The following is a 21,826-nucleotide window of genomic DNA, read 5'->3' as shown; positions in this document are numbered from 1 at the left end:
GCCGCAACGACACCCATAAGAAAGCACATCAATGTCCCGCGACCTCCGCAACGTGGCGATCATCGCCCACGTCGACCACGGCAAGACCACGCTCGTCGACCAGCTCTTCCGCCAGTCCGGCACTTTCCGCGAAAACCAGCGGATCGAAGAGCGTGCGATGGACTCGAACGACCTGGAAAAGGAACGCGGGATCACGATTCTCGCCAAGTGCACCAGCGTCGAATGGAACGGCACGCGCATCAACATCGTCGATACGCCCGGTCACGCCGACTTCGGCGCCGAGGTCGAGCGTATCCTCAGCATGGTCGACGGCGTCATCCTGCTGGTCGATAGCGCCGAAGGCCCGATGCCGCAGACCAAGTTCGTCACCGGCAAAGCGCTGGGCCTCGGCCTGCGCCCGATCGTGGTCGTCAACAAAATCGACCGCGGCGACGCGCGCCCGCAGGAAGTGCTGGACGAAGTGTTCGACCTCTTCGCCTCGCTCGACGCGAATGACGAGCAGCTCGACTTCCCGAGCCTGTGGGCCTCGGGCCGCGACGGCTATGCCAGCGACGACGAAACCGCGCGTTCGGGCGATCTCGAGCCGTTGTTCAAGCTGATCGTCGACCACGTTCCGGCTCCCGGCCTCGATGTCGATGCACCGTTCAGCTTCCTCGCCACCCTGCTCGACCGCGACAACTTCATGGGCCGCGTGCTCACGGGCCGCGTCCAGTCGGGCACGATCAAGCTCAACGACCCGATCCACGCGCTCGATGCGCAGGGCAACGTCCTTGAAGTCGGCCGCGCCACCAAGCTGCTGTCGTTCGACGGCCTCGACCGCGTGCCGGTCGACAGCGCGCAGGCGGGCGACATCATCGCCCTCGCCGGCCTTGAGAAGGCGACCGTTGCCAACACCATCGCCGATCCCAGCGTGAAGACGCCCATCGAAGCGCAGCCGATCGACCCGCCGACGCTGGCCATGCGCTTTGCTGTCAATGACAGCCCGCTCGCAGGCCGCGAAGGCAGCAAGGTGACGAGCCGCATGATCCGCGACCGTCTCTACCGCGAGGCGGAAACGAATGTTGCCATCCGCATCACCGAGAGCGCGGATAAGGACAGCTTCGAAGTCGCCGGTCGCGGCGAACTGCAGCTGGGCGTGCTCATCGAAACGATGCGCCGCGAAGGCTTCGAACTCGGCATCAGCCGCCCGCGCGTGCTGTTCCGTGAAGAAAACGGCCAGCGCATGGAGCCGTTCGAGACGGTCGTCATCGACGTCGACGACGAACACTCCGGCACGGTCGTGGAAAAGATGCAGCGCCGCAAGGCAGAGCTGACCGAGATGCGCCCCTCGGGTTCGGGCAAGACCCGTATCACCTTCTCCGCCCCCTCGCGCGGCCTCATCGGCTATCACGGCGAATTCCTGTCCGACACGCGCGGCACGGGCATCATGAACCGCCTGTTCGAGAAGTACGACACCTATCGTGGCCCCATCGAAGGCCGCCAGAACGGCGTCCTCATCTCGATGGTCCCGGGTGAAGCCGTTCCCTACGCGCTCAACGCGCTGGAAGAACGCGGCGAGCTGTTCATCCGTGGCGGCGCGAAGATCTACGAAGGCATGATCATCGGCGAAAACGCCAAGCCGGACGATCTCGAAGTGAACCCGATGAAGTCGAAGCAGCTGACGAACTTCCGTTCGACCGGCAAGGACGATGCTATCCGCCTCACTCCGCCGCGCGTCATGACGCTCGAACAGGCGATCGCCTATATCGACGACGACGAAATGGTCGAAGTGACGCCGGAAAGCATCCGCCTGCGCAAAGCGATCCTCGACCCGCACGAGCGCAAGCGCGCCAAGCGCGCCGCGCAGGGCTAAGTCTGGCGCAGGTCAGCCGAAGAAATTCGGCTGACCGTTCGACGCCGTGATCCCGCCGTCGACCGGCAGGTTCACGCCGTTGACGAACACGGCATCCTCGCTCGCGAGAAAGAGCACGGGCCCGGCGATCTCGTCGGGCTCGGCTGCGCGGCCGAGCGGCATGCGGTTGCGCAGCACCTTCATCGCGCCCTCGTTCTCGGTCACGCCCGTGGTCATGTCCGAGCGCGTCATGGACGGGCACACGGCATTGGCGCGCACGCCCTGGCTGCCGAATTCCAGCGCCATTGCACGGGTGAGGTTGCACACCCCGCCCTTGGAAGCGTTGTAGACGCCCAGCCCCCAGTCGCCGCCGAGGCCCGACACGCTCGAGATATTGATCACATTGCCCTTGGCCGCCAGCAGGTGGGGAAAAGCCTCGCGCGTCAGGTAGAGGATGCCCTTGAGGTTGATGTCGATGATCGTGTCGATGAACTCGTCCGATGCATCGCTCAGGCGCCCGGCACGTCCGACGCCGGCATTGTTCACCAGTACATCGATGCCGCCGAAGGCCGCCACCGTCTTCTCGACCATCTCCCTGGCGAAGGCGGAAGAAGACACGTCACCCGCAGCTACGAGCACCCGCTCACCGCCCAGCGATGCTGCGACCTTTTCGCAGTCCTCGGCCTTTCGCGAATTGAGGACGACATTGGCGCCCTCCGCATGAAAGCGCCGGGCGATAGCTTCGCCTATCCCCATCGACGAGCCGGTGACGATGACAGTCTTGCCGGTAAAGCGTGCGGGCTGGGTCATATGGCGGGTTCCTCTCTGGCTGATTGCGCATGGTGCTAGAGGCGAAGCGGCATCACGCCAAGCCTCAAGCGGTGCTGAGGGCTGCCGACACGGTTCCCTAGCCAGCACCGGTTGCATTTGTTACCTCCCGCGCCATGCAAACTGGAACACTGATTTCTCTCGCCCTCTACTTCATCCTGATGCTTGCCATCGGCCTGTGGGCCTGGCGGCGTTCGACCGACACGAGCGAGGGATATCTTCTCGCCGGACGCAACCTCCCGCCATCGGTGGCGGCGCTGTCCGCGGGCGCATCCGACATGAGCGGCTGGCTGCTGCTCGGCCTGCCCGGCGCACTTTATGCTGCAGGGCTCGTCGAGGCATGGATCGGGATCGGCCTGTTCGTGGGCGCCTATTTCAACTGGCTGATCGTCGCGCCGCGCTTGCGCAAGCAGACGCAGGACCTCGGCAATGCCCTGACCATTCCCGAATTCCTCGCCAATCGCTTCCCAGACAAGGCGGTCGCATTGCGCGTCATTTCCGCGCTGATCGTGGTGGTCTTCTTCTCCGTCTACACGGCCGCCGGCCTCGTCGGCGGCGGCAAGCTGTTCGAGACGAGCTTTGCCGGCCTGCTGCCCGATGTGGGGATGAGCGATTACATGCTCGGCATCTGGATCACCTGCCTGGTCGTGCTGGCCTATACCATGGTCGGCGGTTTCCTCGCCGTCAGCCTGACCGATTTCGTGCAGGGCCTCATAATGGTGACCGCGCTCGTCATCATGCCGCTCGTGATCATGTTCGGTCCCGGCGGCAGCGCGGGCGGATCATTGACGAAGGTGCCGGTCGAGGGCTTCCTCAGCCTGACGCAGGGCCTCACCGTCCTTGGCTTCATCAGCGCGGTGACCTGGGGTCTCGGCTATTTCGGCCAGCCGCACATCATCGTGCGCTTCATGGCCGTCCGCTCGGTGGAAGAGGTCAAAACCGCGCGCAATATCGGCATGACCTGGATGGGCGTCGCGCTGATCGGGGCGATCGGCATCGGCATCGCGGGCCGCGCCTATGTCGAGCGTAACGGGCTGGTGATCGACGATCCGGAAACGATCTTCATCGTCCTTGCAAACCTGCTGTTCCACCCGCTGGTCACCGGCTTCCTGTTGGCAGCGCTGCTGGCCGCGATCATGTCGACGATCAGCTCGCAATTGCTGGTCGCCTCCTCGTCGCTGACGGAGGATTTCTACAAGCTGTTCTTCCGCAAGGAGGCGGGCGAGCGCGAGAGCGTCAATGTCGGCCGCATCTGCGTAGCGCTGGTAGCACTGGCGGCAATCTGGATCGCGCGCGACCCCGAAAGCCAGGTGCTGGGCCTCGTGTCCAATGCCTGGGCAGGCTTCGGCGCGGCCTTCGGTCCGCTCATCATCCTGTCGCTGACCTGGGACCGCATGACGGGCTCAGGCGCCGTGGCGGGTCTCGTCACCGGCGCGGCGGTGGTCACGGCGTGGATTGCGCTGGGCTGGAATGCGCAGCTTCCCGGTTTCGACGGCGGCCTGTATGAAATCGTGCCGGGCTTCATTGCGGCATGGCTCGCCATCTGGCTGGTCAGCAAGGCGACGGCGCCGGAAGGCGAGCAGGCGGCGGCCTGACGAAGGAGACGGATATGGCGAAGATTACCGGCCTTGGCGGCGTGTTCTACGTGGTCGATGACCCCGAGGCGACACGCGCCTGGTATCGCGACACGCTGGGTATCGACGGCGACTATGGCCCCATGCTCCGCTGGAGCGAGGAAACCGGCGAGCAGCCCTATTCGCTCATCAGCCACTTCAAGGACGACAGCTACCTGAAGCCGGGCACGGCCAGCTTCATGATCAACCTTCGCGTGGACGATCTCGACGGCTTCGTGGCCCAGCTTCGCGCCAAGGGTGTCGACGTGCTCGACGAGGTGGACGAAGGTTACGGCAAGTTCGCCTGGCTGCTCGACCCGAACGGGGTGAAGATCGAACTCTGGCAACAGCTCGCCGCACCCGAATAATCAGTCGCTTGCCCGCGATTCGGGCAAGATGTATCCTCTGGTGCGATGAGGATCGGGTCTCTTGCCGCAATCGCCGTGTCGTTGCTTGCCGCGTCCTGCGGCATGGTGCCCGATGGCCGCAGCGAGGCGCCGGTCAAGGCCGGCCCTGTTTCGACTGCCCCGATCCTGCAGTCCGCGGAAGGGCGGCAATGCTTGGCCGACCTGGGCAAGTCGGGTGCGCGTTTCTCGCCCCTGCCCGACAAGTTGCAGGCGGGCGGCTGTTCCACTTCGAACACGGTCAGCCTCGACGGACTGGCAGGCGACGGCGGAAGCTTCGGCGTGACCAATTTGCCGTCCATCGCCTGTCCGGTCGCCAACGATTTTGCCGCATGGGCGCGTTTCGGCGTCGACCGCGCGGCACGCCAGATCCTCGGCAGCGGGCTCGCCCGGATCGAGACTTTCGGCAGCTACGCCTGCCGCAATGTTGCGGGAACGAACCGCCTGTCCGCCCACTCGCGCGCCCACGCCGTCGACGTATCAGGCTTCGTCCTTGCCGACGGGCGGCGCATCACGGTCAAGGAAGGGTGGAGCGCATCGCGCGAGGAACGCGAATTCCTGCGCACCGTCCATGCCAGCGCCTGCAAGCGCTTCGGGACCGTGCTCGGCCCGGATTACAACGAGGCACACCGCGATCACCTGCACCTGGAATTCGGTAGCGGCAGCTTCTGCCGCTGAGCCGCCCTGGGTGCGACCTGCGGGCTATCTCGTTATGCCTAGGCGAAACTCGCCCGCACGCTGTCGAGGTGAGCCTCTATCCTCAGCCTGACGGCCTCGGCCGCATGATGTGCACCCAGCTTGCTCATCATGTTGGCGCGGTGGATTTCGACCGTGCGCGGACTGATTTCGAGCTCCCGCGCGATCATCTTGTTGCTTCGCCCTTCCGCCAGCCAGTCGAGCACTTCCCGCTCGCGCGGTGACAGTGTGGCCAGGCGGTTGCGCGCATCGATCACCTTGCGACGCGCAATGCCGTAGGCTTCCGCTTCCTCTGCAATCCGCACAACCGTTTCGGCGAGGCGTTCGACCTGCAGCGGGAGGCGAAGGTAATCGAGTGCGCCAGCCTTTATCGCTGCCACGACCCGGCGGGGCCGCGGGTCCGTCGAGGTGGCGACCACCGGCAGCCACATTCCGGCGTACGCCAACCGCCTCAGCACTTGGGCGACCGAGCCGCGCCCCTCTTCGTCGCAGGCGATGACCACCCCCCTGTCCGGCGCGGCGGCGATGAGTTCATCGACATCTGCATAGACTTCGCAATGGTGTCCGATGTCGAAGCCGAGATGCGCCTGCTCTGCCCGCGCCCTGCTGGATCCGTCGACGATGTGAAGGGTATGTCGCTGTTCCATAAGGAGAACTTTGCCACCCTACGGAAGAATGCGCATTCCGTAAGACTACGGATGCGGAGCGAATTCGGCCTTAACACCGGGAACTCTGGCGGAATTCCTCACCGAAAATTCCATCCGCTTCGGATGAAGTTCCCCGCGATTACTCTTCGAAGTAGAAGCTGTAATCGGGCAGCGAGTGAAACGCGTTCTTCAGCGCGTCGCCCCAGCTCGACGAAATTGCCTGGAAATAGGGGTCGTCGTGGGTGACGCGGTGCTGGTGGCTGGCCTCGTAGCTGTCGCGTTCGATGACCTGCAGGTCTAGCGGCAAACCGACGGAAAGATTGGCCTTCAGCGTGGAATCGAAACTGACCATGAGCAGCTTCACCCCGTCCTCCAGGCTCATCTGGCGGTCGTAGCCGCGAATGATGATGGGACGACCATACTTGGTCTCGCCGATCTGGAAAAATGGCGTGTCGAGGCTGGCCTCGATGAAATTGCCTTCGGGGTAGACCATGAACAGGCGCGGCTCCATGCCCTTGATCTGGCCTGCCACGATGATGGAGGCGGTGAAGCGGCCATGTCCGCGGTCGCCGTTCACGCCCTGCCGTTCGGAAATGATGTCGCGCAGCAGGCGCCCGATTTCGGTCGCCACCTGGAACATGGTCGGCGACTTTAGGATCGCGTTGTCGCGTTCGTCCGGTTCCTTGGCGCGCTCTTCAAGCTGGCTGATAACCGCCTGTGTAGTAGCGAGATTGCCCGCCGTCATCAGCGTGATGATGCGTTCGCCCGGGACCTGCCAGGTGAACATCTTGCGGAAGACCGAAATGTTGTCGACGCCCGAATTGGTGCGGGTGTCGCTCATCAGGACGAGGCCCTTTTCGAGCACCATTCCCACGCAATAGGTCATTCCCGGTCCACTCTCGCGATTATTGCTGCACTTGCTGCTGTTCGACGGCCACGTCGACTTCGAGCACCTGCGTCGTATTGCCGAAGCTGATGCCCGTCACCGGCGCGGCATCGCGGTAATCCCGCCCCGTGGCAACCCTGACATAGCGCGTATCGGGGGAGATTCCGTTGGACACGTCGAAGCCCACCCAGCCGAGCCCTTCGACATAGGCTTCGGCCCATGCATGGGTCGCGTCCTGTTCGACGCGGTCGTTCATCATAAGGTAGCCGGAGACATAGCGCGCCGGGATGTCCATGGCCCGCGCACTGCCGATGAAAATGTGCGCGTGGTCCTGGCATACGCCTGCGCGCGCGGCGAAGCTTTCCTCCGCCGAAGTGCCGGGATGAGTGGCTCCGATCGTATATTCTACCCGGTGCAGGATCGCGCGGGAAAGCTCGTGCAGCATATTCAGCCGGTCCGCGCCGGACTTGCGCATTTCGCCGATAAACTTGCGCATCCCCGGTCCCGGATGGGTCAGTTTGCTTTGGGTGAGGAAGCTCCACAGGGGCAAATGGCCGGCATGGTTCCCGATAACGCCGGCATGGTCGTGCGTATCGACCCTGCCACTGCAGGTAATCGTGACCTCGCGCGTCCCCTGATCGACCGATACCAGCGTGGTCGTGTTATGGTGCTGATCCTCGAACTGAAGCTCCTCGCGGGCGTTCTCGTATTCCATCGACCAGTCGAGGATTTCCTGTCCCTGCGTCTGCTTGGGCACAAGGCGCAACCGCTGCAATGCGTGCACCACGGGCTGGTCGAAACGGTAGCGGGTCGTATGGCGGATAGAGAGGCGCATCAGGCAAGGAACCTGTAGTCGTTGGCAATGGCATCGGCGATCGAGGCATTGTTCGCGGTAAATTCGACGAGGAATTCGTGCAGGCCCTGATCGAAGATGTCGTCGATGGTCAGTTCGGTCAGCCGCGTATCGGCATCGCGCATCAGCATGTTGCTGTGACCTTCGCTGCCGTGCAGGCGCGCAAGGGCAGCGAGGTCGTCCCGCAGGGCGCAGTAACAGAAGGCGAGGCTGCGCGGGAAACTCTCGTCGAGGATCAGGAATTCGCAAATCCCGCGTGCATCGATCTGGCCTGCGTTGAGCCAGCGATAGGCGCGGTCCCCCGAAACCGAGCGCAGCACCTGGTCCCATTGCCCCGTATCAAGGCTGGATCCGACGTAGGAGAGCGAGGGCAGCAGCAGATAATACTTGATGTCCAGAATGCGCGCGATGCTGTCGGCCCGCTCGATAAAGGTGCCCGCGCGGGCAAAGTGATAGCCTTCGTCGCGCAGCATCGATCCGGCCAGCGCGCCATGCGCCAGCGTACCGGCGCGGCGGATCGTCGCTACCGTATCGAGCACGCGGTTCTCCCCCACGGGCTTGGACAGCTGGTCCTCGATCACCAGCCAGTTCTCGTTGATCGCTTCCCACAACTCGCCGCTGATGGCGTTGCGCGCCAGCCGAGCATTCTGGCGCACGAGGCTGAACATCGACAGGACCGACGAGGGGTTGGCCTTCTCGCGCAGCATGTAATTCCACGTCTGGTTGCCGGTGTAGGTGCCGTGCTTGGCCTCGTAGCCGGCGCGCTGCCCCGCAGTCGCAATGACCGAGCGCCATTCTTCTTCCGCAGTGACGAGGTCGCGGGTCAGCGCCATGCGTAGGCCTGCATCGATCAGGCGCGCGGTATTCTCTGCCCGCTCGAGATAGCGGAACATCCAGAACAGTCCGTTGGCGGTTCTTCCCAGCATCAGTCCTTGAGCACCCAGGTATCTTTCGTGCCGCCACCCTGGCTCGAATTTACGACGAGCGAGCCCTCCTTCAGCGCCACGCGGGTCAGGCCGCCGGGTGTGATGTCGATCTTGTCGGGCGAGACCAGCACGAACGGGCGCAGGTCCACGTGGCGCGGCGCGAGGCCCTTCTTGGTGAAAATCGGGCAGGTCGAGAGCGAGAGCGTCGGCTGGGCGATGTAGTTCGAGGGGTTATCGACCAGCTTGGCGCGGAATTCCTCGATTTCCTTCTTGGTCGAGGCAGGGCCGACCAGCATGCCGTAACCGCCCGAACCGTGCACTTCTTTCACGACCAGCTCGCCGAGATTGTCGAGGACATACTTGAGGCTGTCCTCGTCGGCGCAGCGCCAAGTTTCCACGTTCGGCAACAGGGGCTTCTCGCCGGTGTAGAACTCGACGATTTCCGGCATGAAGGAATAGATCGCCTTGTCGTCGCACACCCCTGTGCCCGGCGCATTGGCAATGGTCACCCCGCCTGCGCGATAGACGTCCATGATCCCCGGCACGCCCAGCATGCTGTTGGGATTGAACGTAAGCGGATCGAGGAATTCATCGTCCACCCGGCGATAGATGACATCGACCGCCTTGTAGCCGCTGGTCGTGCGCATCGCGACGCGGCCGTTGACCACGCGCAGGTCGCTGCCTTCCACCAGTTCCGCGCCCATCTGGTCGGCGAGGAAGGCGTGTTCGAAATAGGCGGAATTGTAGATCCCCGGCGTCAGGACCGCGACCACCGGCTTGTCGCCCGCGCAGTCGGGCGCGCAGGCGGCAAGGCTCTTGGCAAGGCGCCGCGGATAATCGGAAACAGCCTCGATCGGCACGCGCAGGAACAACTCGGGGAACATCGCCATCATGGTTTCGCGATTTTCCAGCATATAGCTGACGCCCGAGGGCGTGCGGGCATTGTCTTCCAGCACGAAGAACTCGTCCGGCCCCGTCCGCACGAGGTCGATGCCGACGATGTGGGTGTAGACCCCGCCCGGCGGCGTGAATCCCACCATGTTGGGCAGCCACGCCTCGTTGTCGCGCAGCAGGCTCTGCGGCAGTCGGCCGGCGCGCACGATTTCCTGCCGGTGGTAGAGATCGTGCATGAAGGCATTGAGCGCGGACACGCGCTGTTCGATGCCGCGCGTCAAGCGGCGCCATTCACCTGCCGTGATGATGCGCGGGACCATGTCGAAGGGAATGAGGCGCTCTTCCGCCTCGTCTTCGCCGTAGACGTTGAAGGTGATGCCGGTCTTGCGGAAGTTGGTTTCCGCTTCGGCGTGCTTGCGCTTCAGCAGCTTGCTGTCTTGGTCGTTGAACCAGCCGCAATAGTCGGCGTAGGCATCGCGAACCGATCCGTCGGGTTCGCGCATCTCGTTGAAGAATTCGGCCTCGCCGCTCATGAACCCCCGATTGTCTGACCCCCGCGCAGGACGCGCGAAGCTGCAGGACCCGGCGTCCTGCTTAACAGACTAAAGGCTCAGGCGCGATCCAGTTCCGAAAGAAGCGCGCCCATCGCTTCGTGCGTAAGGACGAAACCCATGTGCGAACAGCGCAGCGCCACGGCACGGTCGCGTTCGCCCGGCCGCCCGCAGGCGGAGCGCGGGTGGACGATGCCGTCGCGCGGCGACCAGAAGGCGATCGTTTCGACCGGCGGCTTTTCGCTTACGACAGTGTCGATCTCGGGCTCGTCCACGCGGTGTCCGGCAATCGCCTGATAGGCGCGCCAGCCATTGTTAGCTCGGGGCGAGCCGGAAAAGGGCGATCCCATGGTTACGACCTTGGCAACTTTGCCGGGGTGCTTCTTGGCCAATTCGCGCGCCATCACCCCGCCAAGGCTCCAGCCGACCAGAACGATCGGCTCGCCATAGCGCGAATGGAGGTCGAGCAGGCGGCGCTCCACCTTGGCGAAACGGTCAGCGGTCGCACCCAAATTATAGCCGAGGCCCCAGCGCTTGGCGGTATGGCCTGCCTTTTCCAGCTTGCGCGCCATCCAGCGCATGCGGATCGGATGGGCCCCGAAGCCGGGCAGCAGCATGACGTGGCGCGGATTGCGCGCTTTCTCGACAGTGAAATCCTCGAACCGGCGCCGGATCGGCTCGACCGGCCAGAGGAACTCCTTGGCCAGCAGCAGGGCTCGCGGCCCGCGAGCGTCGTCGGGGCACGGTTCGGCCGCCAGCGCCAGCCGGCGGCTCATTTCCTGGCGTGATTCGTAGAACGGTAACGTTGCCATCGTTCCGTAATAATCCACCACGCCGGATTTCGGTTCCTTGAACCGCCCCGCGTCACATCACGGACGCAAGTGCCGTATGGCGCAGGTCAGATGCAGTCGCCGGTCCGCGTCATGGAGACTTTCATCGTGACCTTCTTCTCGCCCTGTTCGGACGGTTCGATGGCGGTCATGGTCATTTCGGACGCCGTACCGGTCGAGGTGCTGGCGAGCGAGACCTTGGCATCGCCGCCTGCCGCCTTGCAGGTCATGGCCGCCTGCATGCCGTCGGCATTGGAGGTCAGGCTGTCGACATTGCAGTCGCCGTTCTGGAGCTGCTCGGCCACGCCGACCATGCCCTTCTTGGCGTCCTCTTCATTGAGGCAGCGCGGTGGAGCCATGCCGCCCATTGCGCCCATGAATTCCTTCGCCTGCGCGATTTCCTGCTCGCTCATGGTCGGATCGACCAGTTCGACCAGTTCCATGTTCATCTTGTACTGGCCTGCCTCCAGCGGCTTCACCTTGGCGGTGGCGGCCTTGATCTCTTCGGCCGAGACGCTGCCGTCGCCGTCGGTATCCGCATCGTCGGAGCTCCCGCAGGATGCGAGGGCGAGACTGGCGATGGCAAGCGTAATGGGAAGGCGCATGGAAAGCTCCGTAGTGATTTGTCCGCGACGCTAGCAGCCGCTGGGCGCGACGCAAGCGGCGTTGCACCACGCCATAACGTTCCCCATATGTGCGCGCATGGCAGAGCTAGTTATCCGACGCGGACTCGAAGAACCCGACACCACCGGCGAGTTCGTGCCGCACAAGCCTGCACGTCCGGAAAAGTCGATGGGCGGGCGGCCGTTCAAGCTCGTGTCCGACTACACCCCCTCGGGCGACCAACCGACCGCGATCGCGGAACTGACCAGCGCGGCGAAGGACGGTGAGCAGACGCAAGTGCTGCTCGGCGTGACCGGTTCGGGCAAGACCTTCACCATGGCCAAGGTGATCGAGGAACTGCAGCGCCCTGCCCTGATCCTGGCGCCGAACAAGATCCTCGCCGCGCAGCTTTACGGGGAGTTCAAGAGCTTCTTCCCGGAAAACGCGGTCGAGTATTTCGTCAGCTATTACGACTACTACCAGCCCGAAGCCTATGTGCCGCGGTCCGACACCTACATCGAGAAGGAAAGCTCGGTGAACGAGGCGATCGACCGGATGCGTCACTCGGCCACCCGCGCCCTGCTGGAGCGTGACGACGTGATCATCGTCGCCTCGGTGTCGTGCCTCTATGGTATTGGCTCGGTCGAGACCTATTCGGCGATGATCTTCGACATCAAGACCGGCGAAACGGTCGACCAGCGCGAACTGATCCGCAAGCTGGTGGCGCTGCAATACAAGCGCAACGATGCCGCCTTTGCGCGCGGCAATTTCCGCGTACGCGGCGACAGTCTCGAGATTTTCCCCTCGCACTACGAGGACATGGCCTGGCGGATCAGCTTCTTCGGCGACGAGATCGAGGAGATCAGCGAATTCGACCCGCTTACCGGAAAGAAGGGCGCTACGCTCGACAAGGTGCGTGTCTATGCGAATTCGCACTACGTCACCCCCGGCCCGACGATGAAACAGGCCGCCGAGGCCATCAAGTTCGAGCTGCAGGAGCGCCTCAAAGAACTGCACGAGGAAGGCCGCCTGCTCGAAGCCCAGCGGCTGGAGCAGCGCACCAATTTCGACCTCGAGATGATCGCTGCCACCGGTAGCTGCGCCGGGATCGAGAATTACAGCCGGTTCCTCACCGGCCGCCTGCCGGGCGAGCCGCCGCCGACGCTGTTCGAATACCTTCCCGACAATGCGCTGCTGTTCGTGGACGAAAGCCACCAGACGGTGCCGCAGATCGGCGCGATGGCGCGCGGGGACCACCGCCGCAAACTGACGCTCGCCGAATACGGTTTCCGCCTGCCCTCCTGCATCGACAACCGCCCGCTGCGGTTCAACGAATGGGACGCGATGCGCCCGCAGACCTTTGCCGTCTCGGCCACTCCCGGTTCGTGGGAAATGGAGCAGACCGGCGGCGTCTTTGCCGAACAGGTCATCCGCCCTACCGGCCTCATCGACCCGCCGGTCGAGATCAAGCCGGTGGAAGACCAGGTCCAGGACTGCATCGAGGAATGCAAGAAGACCGCCAAGCTGGGCTACCGCACGCTTGTCACCACGCTGACCAAGCGGATGGCGGAAGACCTCACCGAATTCATGCACGAGGCGGGCGTGCGCGTGCGCTACATGCACTCCGACGTGGAGACGCTGGAGCGTATCGAGCTGATCCGCGACCTTCGCCTTGGCGTCTACGACGTGCTGGTGGGCATCAACCTGTTGCGCGAGGGCCTCGACATCCCCGAATGTGGCCTCGTCTGCATTCTCGATGCCGACAAGGAAGGCTTCCTGCGTTCGGAAACCTCGCTGATCCAGACCATCGGCCGCGCCGCGCGCAACGTCGATGGCCGCGTGATTCTTTATGCCGACCGCGTGACCGGCAGCATGGAGCGCGCCATGGCGGAGACCGAACGCCGCCGCGAAAAGCAGCGCGCCTACAACGAGGAACACGGCATCACGCCGCAGACCATCAAGCGCCAGATCGCCGACATCGTCGCGCATACCGCCGCGCAGGACGGCGTGACCGTCGATACGGGCGATGACGAGCGCAACAACCTCGTCGGCCATAACCTGCGCGCCTATATCGAAGACCTTGAAAAGCGCATGCGGGCGGCTGCTGCCGATCTCGAATTCGAGGAAGCCGGGCGCCTGCGCGACGAGATTCGCCGCCTCGAGAACGACGAACTCGGCCTCGGCGACGAAGAAAAGAAGGCTCCGCGCGTCGGGCGCAGCGATGCAGGCCGCCCCGGCACCCGCAAGACCCGCTACGGCAAGACGCGCTACAAGCGGATGGGCGGCAAGCCCTAGATTGACGCTCGCCCTATGGCTTTGCATACCGCAGGCCAATGATGAGAGGGCAATCGATGACATTCCGCACCCTTGCCGCCGGCCTCGCCGCCGCGAGCGCTTTCGCCATGATCCCGCAAGCCGCCACTGCGCAGGACAAGGCCGAAAAGGCCGAGAAATCCGCCAGGGAAATCACGCCGCAGGTCCAGAGCCGCGAGTTGTCCGGCACATTCGGCGGGCAGCGCATCGCCTACAAGGCGACCGTGGGCGAGACGATCCTCACCGGCGACGATGGCAAGCAGGAAGCGGTGATCGTCACCACCAGCTATGTGAAGAGCCCGCGCGATACATCGCGGCCCGTGTTCTTCATCTACAATGGTGGCCCCGGTTCGGGTTCGGTGTGGCTGCAGATGGGCGCATGGGGGCCGAAACGGGTCGCCATCCCCTCCGACGCGCGCGACGACGGGGCGCCGCCCTACCCGCTGCTCGACAATCCCGACAGCCTGATCGACGTCGCCGACCTCGTCTTCATCGATCCCCCGGGCACGGGCTTCAGCTACCTCACCGACGGAACCGATCCGAAGAAATACTACGGCCTCAGGCAGGACGCGAAGGCCGTGGCGCAGGTCATCCGGCGCTGGATCAACGACAACGGCCGCTGGAACAGCCCCAAGTACCTCGGCGGGGAAAGCTACGGCACCACGCGCACCGCGATGGTGGTGGACGATCTGGAAGGCGGCACCTTCAACGATGTCGGCCTGAACGGGCTGATCCTCGTCTCGACGATCCTCGATTTCGCCGGGCGCGAACCGACGCCGGGCAACGAGATGGCCTATATCGTCACCCTGCCGAACATGGCGGCGGCCGCATTCTACCACGGCAAGGTGCAAGCACCGTCGGTCGAAGCGATCGCGGAAGAAGCGCGCCAATTCGCCATCGGTCCCTATGCGACCGCGCTGCTGAAGGGACAGGATCTTCCGGCAGCCGAACGCGCCGCCGTGCGGGCGGAACTGTCGCGCCTGACGGGCCTTTCCGAAGCCTATCTCGACCAGGCGGAACTGCGCGTGACGTCGGAGCGGTTCTACAAGGAGCTGTTGCGCGACCGCGGCCTCACCATCGGCCGCCTCGACGCTCGCTATACCGGCCGCGACTACGACAATGCGGGCGAGACGCCGGACAATGATCCCAGCTTCTACGGCATCGATGCAGGCTATACCGCCGCGATCAACAGCTGGCTGCGCGACGGCCTTGGTTTCGAGACGAACCGCGAATACCAGTCGATCGGGCGCGAGCCGGGTCAGCACTGGGACTGGTCGCTGGGCAGCGGATGGGGTCGCAATGCCTACCTCAACGTCGCGCCCTTTGTCGGAAAAGCCATGCGCGAAAACGCAGGGCTTCGCCTGTTCAACGCGCAGGGCTGGTATGATTTCGCGACGCCCTTCTTCGGCGCGGAATATTCGCTCAACCGGGTGGGAATCCCGCAGGATCGGCTGACCTACCGTTACTACGATGCGGGGCACATGATGTATGTGCGCGACGAAGACCGGGCAAAACTCAGCGCCGATCTCAGGGCATTCATCCGGGCGCGTTGACGCCCGTGGCGCGCACGGGGTAGCTGGCACCCATGGTCCGCCTGCCCGCGCTTTGCGCCCTTCTCCTGCTGTCCGCCTGCAAGCCGCCCGCCTCGGACGAATACGTCACGCGCGAGCGGATCGCGGGCGAACGCAGCGCGCCGCGCACGCCGATAGCCTCGCCCGATCCCGACGGGGCGGTCTGGGCGCGCAGCACCGACGGCGAACGGTTGCTCTACGGCAAGCCCGGCGCTGCACCCTATTTCGCGCTGGCCTGTGAAGAGGGGCGCATCCGTTACACTCGCTTCGCGGAAGCCGATCCCGATGCGAAGGCGGTCCTTGCGCTCATCGGCAACGGTCATGTCGAACGTCTGTGGATCGATGCGGAAGAAGCGGAGGAAGCATGGGTCTGGCGCGGCCGCATTGCCGCCGACGATCCGCGCCTCGAAGTGCTGACCGGCCCGCGGAGCGTGGAGGCGACCGTGCCGGGGGCAGGATCGCTCAAGCTCAATCCCAGCCGCCTGCCGGGCGAATTTATTGCCGAGTGCGCTCCGCCTCCGGCCGAGCAAGCTGAGGAAGCAGATCCGGCGTAAGCACCTGCGGCAATTGCTGCGCGTCGCCGCCGGCCGGATACCACAGGTAAAGCGGGACGCCTGCCGCCCCCTGGCTGGCGAGGAAGCTGGCGATTTCCTCGTCCTTGCGCGTCCAGTCGCCGCGTAGCGATATCACCCCTGCCCGTTCGAAGGCAGCGCGCGTTTCCTCGCGCTCGATGGCGACGCTTTCATTGACCTTGCAGGTGACGCACCAGTCGGCGGTGAACCAGACGAAGACCGGCTTCCCGCTCGCCCGCGCTTCGGCCAGCGCGTCTTGCGAGAAAGGACGCGGATCGAGCAGGCTCTCGCCCGCTTCCGCGACAGGCGGGTCGAAAGTTTCGGCCATTGCGAGGCCCGATATCGCTGCCATTGCGAGGCCGACCGCGGCCAGCCGCGCGTCGCGCTTTTCTCTGGCGCGCGGGGGCAGGAAAGCGCCAAGCGCCAGCAATATGCCTGCCGCGACGCCGGTTCCGGCAAGGAGGAACAGCGGCCCGCCCACGCGCCAGAGCAACCATGCGAGAGCGAGCGCGGTGAGGCCCATCGGCAGCGCCATCCACCGGCGGAAACGCTCCATCCATGGCCCCGGTGCGGGCAGGCGTTTGCGGATCGCCGGCACGAAGCCGACCAACAGGAAAGGCAGCGCAAGACCCACGCCGAGCGCAGTGAAGATAGCCAGCCCCTCTACCGGGCGCAGCACCAGCGCGGCTCCTAGCGCCAACGCCATGAAAGGACCGGTGCACGGCGTGGCGACAAATGCGGCGAGCAGGCCGGTAGCGAAGGAGCCGCCCGAACTCGGCTTTCCGCCCGAAATCGCGATCCCCGGAATGGAAAACAGGCCGAGGAAATTGGCCGTGATCGCAGCCGACAGGACGAACAGCGAGGCGATGATCGCAGGCTCCTGCAACTGGAACGCCCAGCCCACCTGTTGCCCTGCCGACCGCAGCAACAGGATCAGCGCGCCCAGCCCCGCACAGGCCAGCACGACGCCTGCGGTATAGGCCAGCGCATCGCGCCGCGCCGCAGCCTCGTCGCCGCCCGCCTTCGCCAGCGCGAGAGCCTTGAGGCTGAGGATCGGAAACACGCAGGGCATCACGTTGAGCAGCAGCCCGCCGAGCAGCGATGCGAGGAGCAGCACCCACAATTCGGGCACGGCATCCGGGCCGCGCAGGGGCTTCACCCCTTCGAGCGGTACGTCGGCAGGTTCGGCGACGAAGCGCACGCCGCGCCCTTCGCCCATCGAGAGAATGCCTTCGACCTGGGCGGGCGTTTCCCCGCCCGCTTTCCCGATACGGGTCAGCGGCAGTTCGGCAACGAGGAGATTGCCCTCGCGCACCCATGTCTGGATAGCGGCATATTGCGGCCTGAGGCCGTTCCCGAGGTCGGCATTCTCGAGGAAGAGGTGGAGATCGCCCAGTTCCATCGAGGCGGGCAGCGGGATGCCGATGCGCAGGCGTTCGCCTGTAATCTCGAAGCCTGCCGTGCTGTCGAGCAGCGGCGCGACTGCCGCCCGCCAAGCGGCGAAGTCGCCGCCACTCGTGGCCCGCAGCGCCGCATCCTGCGGCACGCAGACGCGGTCGGTGCAGGCCAGGTATTCGACATAGCCTGTTACCGGCGCAAGAGCGGCGACGTCGGCACCCTTGGGCGGCGTTATCGGCACGAGGACGACATACTCGCCCTCGAAAATGTGGTTCATCAGCCCGCCGATCAGCAGGGTCTGCGGCACGGGGTAGAGCGGCTTTCCGACCACCCAGCCGTCGGGCAGGTCGAGCTGCAAGTCCATACCCTGCCCCGCATCGCCCGGGTTCGCCCAATAGCCGTGCCATTCGGGCGCGCTCGGCGTGAACCGCAGGGCCAGCAACCATTCCTCGCCCGCTCCGGGCGCACCATTGGCGTAAAGCTGGACCGCGATATTGTCGTCGCCATAACGGGGCGCACGGTCCTGCGCGTGGGACACCGCCGGCAGCAGGCACAGGACAACGATCAGGATCATTGCCATCCTGACCCGCCAGACGTCCATAATCCTTGCCAGTGTCACGCCGCCCGCTCTAGGGACGGTGCCCATGACAGACAAGCGCGACCTGCTCATTCTCGGCGGCGGACTCGTCGGCTCCACACTGGCGCTGGCAGCCGCGAAACAGGGCTTTACTAGCCACCTGGTCGACCGGGCCGATCCGGCAGAACTCACCGCAGAAGGCTTCGACGGGCGGGCTTCCGCCATCTCGACCGCCAGCTGGCGCCTGTTCCGCAATATCGGCCTCGCCGACACGCTGGAGCCGCATGGCTGCCCGATCGAAAGCATCGCCGTGCTCGACCAGATGAAGCCGGGCCGCCTCGACTTCACGCCCGAGGAACACGAAGGCTCGTTGGGCCGGATGTTCGCCAACCGCGTGCTGCGCACCGCGCTGTTCGATGCGGTGAAAGCGGAACCGCTCATCACGCTCCATGCGCCGGTCGAAGTGACCGAACGCCACCGCGATGCCTATGGGGTCTCCGCCACGCTGGCGGACGGCAAGATGCTCAAGGCCGATTTACTGGTCGGCGCGGAGGGCCGCCGCTCCCCCACGCGCGAGGATGCCGCGCTCAAGATGGCGAGCTGGGACTACTCGCACCGCGCCATCATCACCGGGCTCGACCACTCGAAACCGCATGGCGGCGTGGCCTGGGAGATTTTCTATCCCGCAGGACCTTTCGCGCTCCTTCCGCTGCTCGACGGGCCGGACGGCCAGCACCGCAGCGCGCTGGTCTGGACCGTTGACGAGAAAGATGCAGCCGGCGTGCTGAAGATGGGCGAGCGTGCTTTCCTTGCCGAAGTGCAGAAGCGCATGGGCGACCTGCTCGGCGATCTCACGCTGAACAGCCCGCGCACCTCCTACCCGCTTACTTTCCAGCATACTGCGCGCATCGTGGGCGAGCGCATGGCGCTGGTCGGCGACAGTGCCCACGGGATGCATCCGATCGCGGGACAGGGCCTCAACCTCGGCCTGCGCGATGTCGGTGCATTGGTCGAAGTGCTCGGCGATGCCCGCAGGCTCGGCCTCGACATCGGCGATGCGCAGGTGCTGGACCGCTACGAGAAGTGGCGCGCGCTCGATTCCATCATGGTCATGGGCGCAACCGACAGCCTGACCCGCCTGTTCGGCGTGCCCGGCAAGGCGGCCAGCGCGGTGCGCAGGCTCGGCATGGCGGGTGTCCAGCGGTCAGGCTGGCTCAAGAAGTTCTTCATGGACGAGGCCCGCGGCGTTTCGGGCGACGTGCCCGAACTGATGAAGGCCTGAGCGCCTACTCCACCGGGCTCGGCTGTTCGATCCGGTTGCCTGCCCCGTCGCGCAGGCGACGTGGTTCGAGCACGGCTGCGGTTTCGATCAGGTCCAGCGCACGCTGCGCGGAGGCATAGCGTTCCGCATCGCGCAGCCAGCCTTCGGCATTGACCGCGCCCGGCAGGTTGCGAACCTCTGCCACGGCGGCATCCGCGCGGCCCGACTGCAGGAACAGCCGTGCCCGTTCCAGCCGCTTTTCGGGCTGCGGCGACGGCGCACTTTCGCGGCGGATGGTGAACAGCGCGCCCAGTTCGTCGGCAAAGCGTTCGAGGCTCGGCTTGCCTTCGCCCGTCTGCAATTGCGGGGCGAGCCCGTCGAGCCGGGCGATCAGCTGGTCGAGCGTCACCGGCTCGCGCGAGAAAGTGAGAATGGTGTTCACCGCATTGGGCAGCGCGTCGCCGAAACGCAGGCGCAGCTGGTCGGCGAGGTAGCCGAGCTCGGCCCCCTTATCGATCGCGCGGCGCGTGGCGAAGGCGATCAGTAGCCCTTCGGCGCGGGCGACATTGCCTGCCGAAGCTTCGGCCTGGAGATCCAGCCGGGCGAGGCGTTGTTCGGCAGCGGCAAGGCGCTGGTCGATACCGCCCTGTTGCTCGGCGACACGTTCCACCGCCTGTGCGGCGGCGCTTTCGCTGGCGCTGGGCGTGGGGCTTGGTGCGGCAGTTTCGGTGGCAGCGGGTGCGGCGATCTGCGCCGGTTCTTGCGCCACCTCTTCCGAGGCGTTCATCCGCCAGGCGACGTAGCCCACCAGGGCAGCCCCCAGCGCGAATGCGCCGGTCACGGCAAGCAACAAGGAGCGCGTGCTGCCCCCGGCCCGCCGAGTGCTCGAATACTCGTCCATCATACTCCAATCCACGACCCCGACGCCACTTTCCGGACGCCTGATTACCCCGCTCCTGTCTGGCACAGTTGTTCCACCAAGGCCAGTAGCTCGGCATCGCGAGGGTGGCTCGAGGTGTGGACGGATTGCCAGCCATCGCCTGCCATGCCCGCAATTCGCGGGCCGAGCGCCGCGACGGTGATGGCCGACCGGTCGATGCCCAGCCGCTCGCACTCCTCGCGCAGGCGCACTGCGGCCTCGCCCGAATGGAGCAGAACGATACCGCCTTTGCCCAGCGCTGCCGCCATGTCCTCCGGAATATCGAGCGGCACGGTGCGGTAGACCACGCGGGTGTCGATGCGGGTGCCTTCGGGCGGGTCCAGTTCGACATGCGCCTCGCCGGCCAGCCGCAGCAGACGACGTCCGTCCAGCTTCGCCTCGTCGAGCAGCGCCTGCAGGCCGCCGCGACCGGTGCGCGACACGATGAAGCCCTTTTCGCGGGCGCCTTCGGCTGTCGCTTCGCCCACGGCATAGACGGGCAGCTTGACCAACCGGTCGAGATTGATGCCGCCGTGCCGGAAGACGTTGGAGCTGCCGACCAGCAGGCCGTCGTAATCATCGGCGGTCGGCGCGCCCCATTCGGCCGGTTCGACCGCGAAGAGCGGACATCCGTGCGCGTCCAGGCCCAGTGCACGGGCGGTTTCCAGCGTTACGGACAGGCCCGGTTCGGGCCGGAAGACGAAGACCGGGCGGCTCACCCCATCTGCCCGAAATTGACCGACACTTCCCTCGGCGCTTCGCGCAGCATGTCGCGCGCAAGGGCGATGGCCTCGTCCGTGTCGTCCGGCTCGAAGCGCGCTTCGCTTTCGACGCGGATCGACCCGTCGGGGCTGTAGATGGCGGCGCGCATGTGCAGGCGTTCGCCCTCTTGCGTGGTGAGCACGGCGATGGGGCTGTGGCAGGTCCCGCCCAGCCCTTCGAGCAGGGCTCGCTCGGCCAGCACTTCCTGCCGGCTCTGTTCGTGGTCGATCGCGGAAAGAAGCTCGCGCGTGCGTTCGTCGCTGGTGCGGCATTCGACACCGATGGCGGCCTGGGCAGGCGCGGGCAGCCATTCCTGCGGATCGAGCCGAGTGCCGGTATTGTCCTCGCCCAGCCGCATCAGGCCCGCAGCGGCAAGGAAAGTCGCGTCGGCCTCGCCCGCTTCCAGCTTGGCCATACGGGTGGCGACATTGCCGCGAATACCGACCACTTGGAGATCGGGGCGGGCATGGAGCAATTGCGCGGCGCGGCGCGGGGCGCTGGTGCCCACCCGCGCGCCTACCGGGATGGCCGCGATGGAAGCTGCGCCCAGCAGCACGTCGGCCTTGTCCGCGCGCGGCAGGATCGCGCCGATGGCCAGCGCATCGGGGCGGATCGTCTCCACGTCCTTCATCGAATGGACCGCGGCGTCGATGCGCCCCTCGTTCAGCCAGATGTCGAGTTCGCGGGTCCACAGCGCCTTGCCGCCGATATCGGCGAGCGGGCGGTCCTGGATCCGGTCGCCGCTGGCGATAACGGGGACGAGTTCGACCGCCCCGACGTCCCAGCCGTGGGCGGCGCACAGGCGTGCGCGCGTCTCTTCGGCCTGCGCCATGGCGAGCGGCGAACGGCGGGTTCCAAGGCGCATGATCGGTGTGTCGGACATTGCGGTCG

Annotated in this window: 20 protein-coding genes; 8 read left to right on the top strand and 12 right to left on the bottom strand. The window is 65.3% G+C overall.

The window, feature by feature from the left end:
* Positions 1-31 precede the first annotated feature (31 nt).
* The gene (gene typA, locus LC083_RS10675) at positions 32-1,852 is read left to right on the top strand and encodes a translational GTPase TypA (RefSeq protein WP_226700372.1); all 1,821 of its coding nucleotides are present in this window, start codon (positions 32-34) and stop codon (positions 1,850-1,852) included.
* A gap of 12 nt (positions 1,853-1,864) precedes the next feature.
* On the opposite strand, the gene LC083_RS10670 is transcribed toward typA, so the two are convergent.
* Positions 1,865-2,641 carry an SDR family NAD(P)-dependent oxidoreductase gene (locus LC083_RS10670; protein WP_226700371.1) on the bottom strand — a complete coding sequence of 259 codons (777 nt, stop codon included), beginning with the start codon at positions 2,639-2,641 and terminating at the stop codon, positions 1,865-1,867.
* 134 nt (positions 2,642-2,775) lie between these two features.
* Between LC083_RS10670 and putP the strand changes: the two genes are divergently transcribed.
* From putP to LC083_RS10655, 3 genes are read left to right on the top strand one after another with little or no spacing between them, the layout of a single operon-like run.
* The gene (putP, locus tag LC083_RS10665) at positions 2,776-4,254 is read left to right on the top strand and encodes a sodium/proline symporter PutP (RefSeq protein WP_226700370.1); all 1,479 of its coding nucleotides are present in this window, start codon (positions 2,776-2,778) and stop codon (positions 4,252-4,254) included.
* 14 nt (positions 4,255-4,268) lie between these two features.
* A complete protein-coding gene (locus LC083_RS10660) occupies positions 4,269-4,640 on the top strand; it encodes a VOC family protein (RefSeq protein WP_226700369.1) in 372 nt (123 codons plus the stop codon).
* 45 nt (positions 4,641-4,685) lie between these two features.
* Positions 4,686-5,354, top strand: coding sequence for an extensin family protein (locus LC083_RS10655; protein WP_226700368.1), 669 nt, complete (start codon positions 4,686-4,688; stop codon positions 5,352-5,354).
* A gap of 38 nt (positions 5,355-5,392) precedes the next feature.
* Here LC083_RS10655 and LC083_RS10650 read toward each other — a convergent pair whose 3' ends face one another.
* The 7 genes from LC083_RS10650 to LC083_RS10620 form a co-directional block, all read right to left on the bottom strand.
* The gene (locus LC083_RS10650; RefSeq protein WP_226700367.1) at positions 5,393-6,019 is read right to left on the bottom strand and encodes a response regulator transcription factor; all 627 of its coding nucleotides are present in this window, start codon (positions 6,017-6,019) and stop codon (positions 5,393-5,395) included.
* 139 nt (positions 6,020-6,158) lie between these two features.
* Positions 6,159-6,905, bottom strand: coding sequence for a proteasome-type protease (locus tag LC083_RS10645; protein ID WP_224832173.1), 747 nt, complete (start codon positions 6,903-6,905; stop codon positions 6,159-6,161).
* A gap of 19 nt (positions 6,906-6,924) precedes the next feature.
* Positions 6,925-7,740, bottom strand: a complete 816-nt coding sequence (locus LC083_RS10640; RefSeq protein WP_226700366.1) for a transglutaminase family protein — start codon at positions 7,738-7,740, stop codon at positions 6,925-6,927.
* The gene (locus LC083_RS10635; RefSeq protein ID WP_226700365.1) at positions 7,740-8,684 is read right to left on the bottom strand and encodes an alpha-E domain-containing protein; all 945 of its coding nucleotides are present in this window, start codon (positions 8,682-8,684) and stop codon (positions 7,740-7,742) included. The genes LC083_RS10640 and LC083_RS10635 overlap by 1 nt, the downstream gene beginning before the upstream one ends.
* Positions 8,684-10,111 (bottom strand): circularly permuted type 2 ATP-grasp protein, encoded by a 1,428-nt coding sequence (locus LC083_RS10630; protein ID WP_226700364.1) that lies wholly within the window; start codon positions 10,109-10,111, stop codon positions 8,684-8,686. The genes LC083_RS10635 and LC083_RS10630 overlap by 1 nt, the downstream gene beginning before the upstream one ends.
* A 77-nt stretch (positions 10,112-10,188) precedes the next feature.
* On the bottom strand, positions 10,189-10,905 hold the full coding sequence (locus LC083_RS10625; protein ID WP_226700363.1) for an esterase/lipase family protein: 717 nt from the start codon (positions 10,903-10,905) through the stop codon (positions 10,189-10,191).
* Between the two features lie 122 nt (positions 10,906-11,027).
* Positions 11,028-11,564 carry a DUF3617 family protein gene (locus LC083_RS10620; RefSeq protein ID WP_226700362.1) on the bottom strand — a complete coding sequence of 179 codons (537 nt, stop codon included), beginning with the start codon at positions 11,562-11,564 and terminating at the stop codon, positions 11,028-11,030.
* Positions 11,565-11,661: 97 nt separating this feature from the next.
* On the opposite strand from LC083_RS10620, the gene uvrB reads away from it, so the two are divergent.
* The 3 genes from uvrB to LC083_RS10605 are packed head-to-tail and all read left to right on the top strand — an operon-like array spanning position 11,662 to position 16,000.
* The gene (uvrB, locus tag LC083_RS10615; RefSeq protein WP_222554370.1) at positions 11,662-13,857 is read left to right on the top strand and encodes an excinuclease ABC subunit UvrB; all 2,196 of its coding nucleotides are present in this window, start codon (positions 11,662-11,664) and stop codon (positions 13,855-13,857) included.
* 56 nt (positions 13,858-13,913) lie between these two features.
* Positions 13,914-15,428: a S10 family peptidase gene (locus LC083_RS10610; RefSeq protein ID WP_226700361.1), complete on the top strand. Its 1,515-nt coding sequence runs from the start codon at positions 13,914-13,916 to the stop codon at positions 15,426-15,428.
* 32 nt (positions 15,429-15,460) lie between these two features.
* Positions 15,461-16,000 carry a hypothetical protein gene (locus LC083_RS10605; protein WP_226700360.1) on the top strand — a complete coding sequence of 180 codons (540 nt, stop codon included), beginning with the start codon at positions 15,461-15,463 and terminating at the stop codon, positions 15,998-16,000.
* On the opposite strand, the gene LC083_RS10600 is transcribed toward LC083_RS10605, so the two are convergent.
* Positions 15,942-17,990, bottom strand: a complete 2,049-nt coding sequence (locus LC083_RS10600) for a protein-disulfide reductase DsbD family protein (protein WP_226700359.1) — start codon at positions 17,988-17,990, stop codon at positions 15,942-15,944. The genes LC083_RS10605 and LC083_RS10600 overlap by 59 nt on opposite strands.
* Positions 17,991-18,060: 70 nt before the next feature.
* On the opposite strand from LC083_RS10600, the gene LC083_RS10595 reads away from it, so the two are divergent.
* Positions 18,061-19,275: an FAD-dependent monooxygenase gene (locus LC083_RS10595; RefSeq protein WP_226700358.1), complete on the top strand. Its 1,215-nt coding sequence runs from the start codon at positions 18,061-18,063 to the stop codon at positions 19,273-19,275.
* 4 nt (positions 19,276-19,279) lie between these two features.
* Here the strand turns inward: LC083_RS10595 and LC083_RS10590 are convergent, their stop codons facing one another.
* The 3 genes from LC083_RS10590 to hemC are packed head-to-tail and all read right to left on the bottom strand — an operon-like array spanning position 19,280 to position 21,818.
* The gene (locus LC083_RS10590) at positions 19,280-20,155 is read right to left on the bottom strand and encodes an MICOS complex subunit MIC60 (protein WP_226700796.1); all 876 of its coding nucleotides are present in this window, start codon (positions 20,153-20,155) and stop codon (positions 19,280-19,282) included.
* 44 nt (positions 20,156-20,199) lie between these two features.
* Entirely contained in the window at positions 20,200-20,892 is a 693-nt protein-coding gene (locus LC083_RS10585) for a uroporphyrinogen-III synthase (protein ID WP_226700357.1), read from the bottom strand.
* Positions 20,889-21,818 (bottom strand): hydroxymethylbilane synthase, encoded by a 930-nt coding sequence (hemC, locus tag LC083_RS10580; RefSeq protein ID WP_226700356.1) that lies wholly within the window; start codon positions 21,816-21,818, stop codon positions 20,889-20,891. The genes LC083_RS10585 and hemC overlap by 4 nt, the downstream gene beginning before the upstream one ends.
* Positions 21,819-21,826 lie beyond the last annotated feature (8 nt).

It is taken from the genome of Qipengyuania gaetbuli, from assembly GCF_020524765.1.
Classification (GTDB): Bacteria; Pseudomonadota; Alphaproteobacteria; order Sphingomonadales; family Sphingomonadaceae; genus Qipengyuania; species Qipengyuania gaetbuli_A.
The sequence above is the reverse complement of the archived record's forward strand: the minus strand, read 5'-3'. Positions and strand labels throughout refer to the sequence as shown.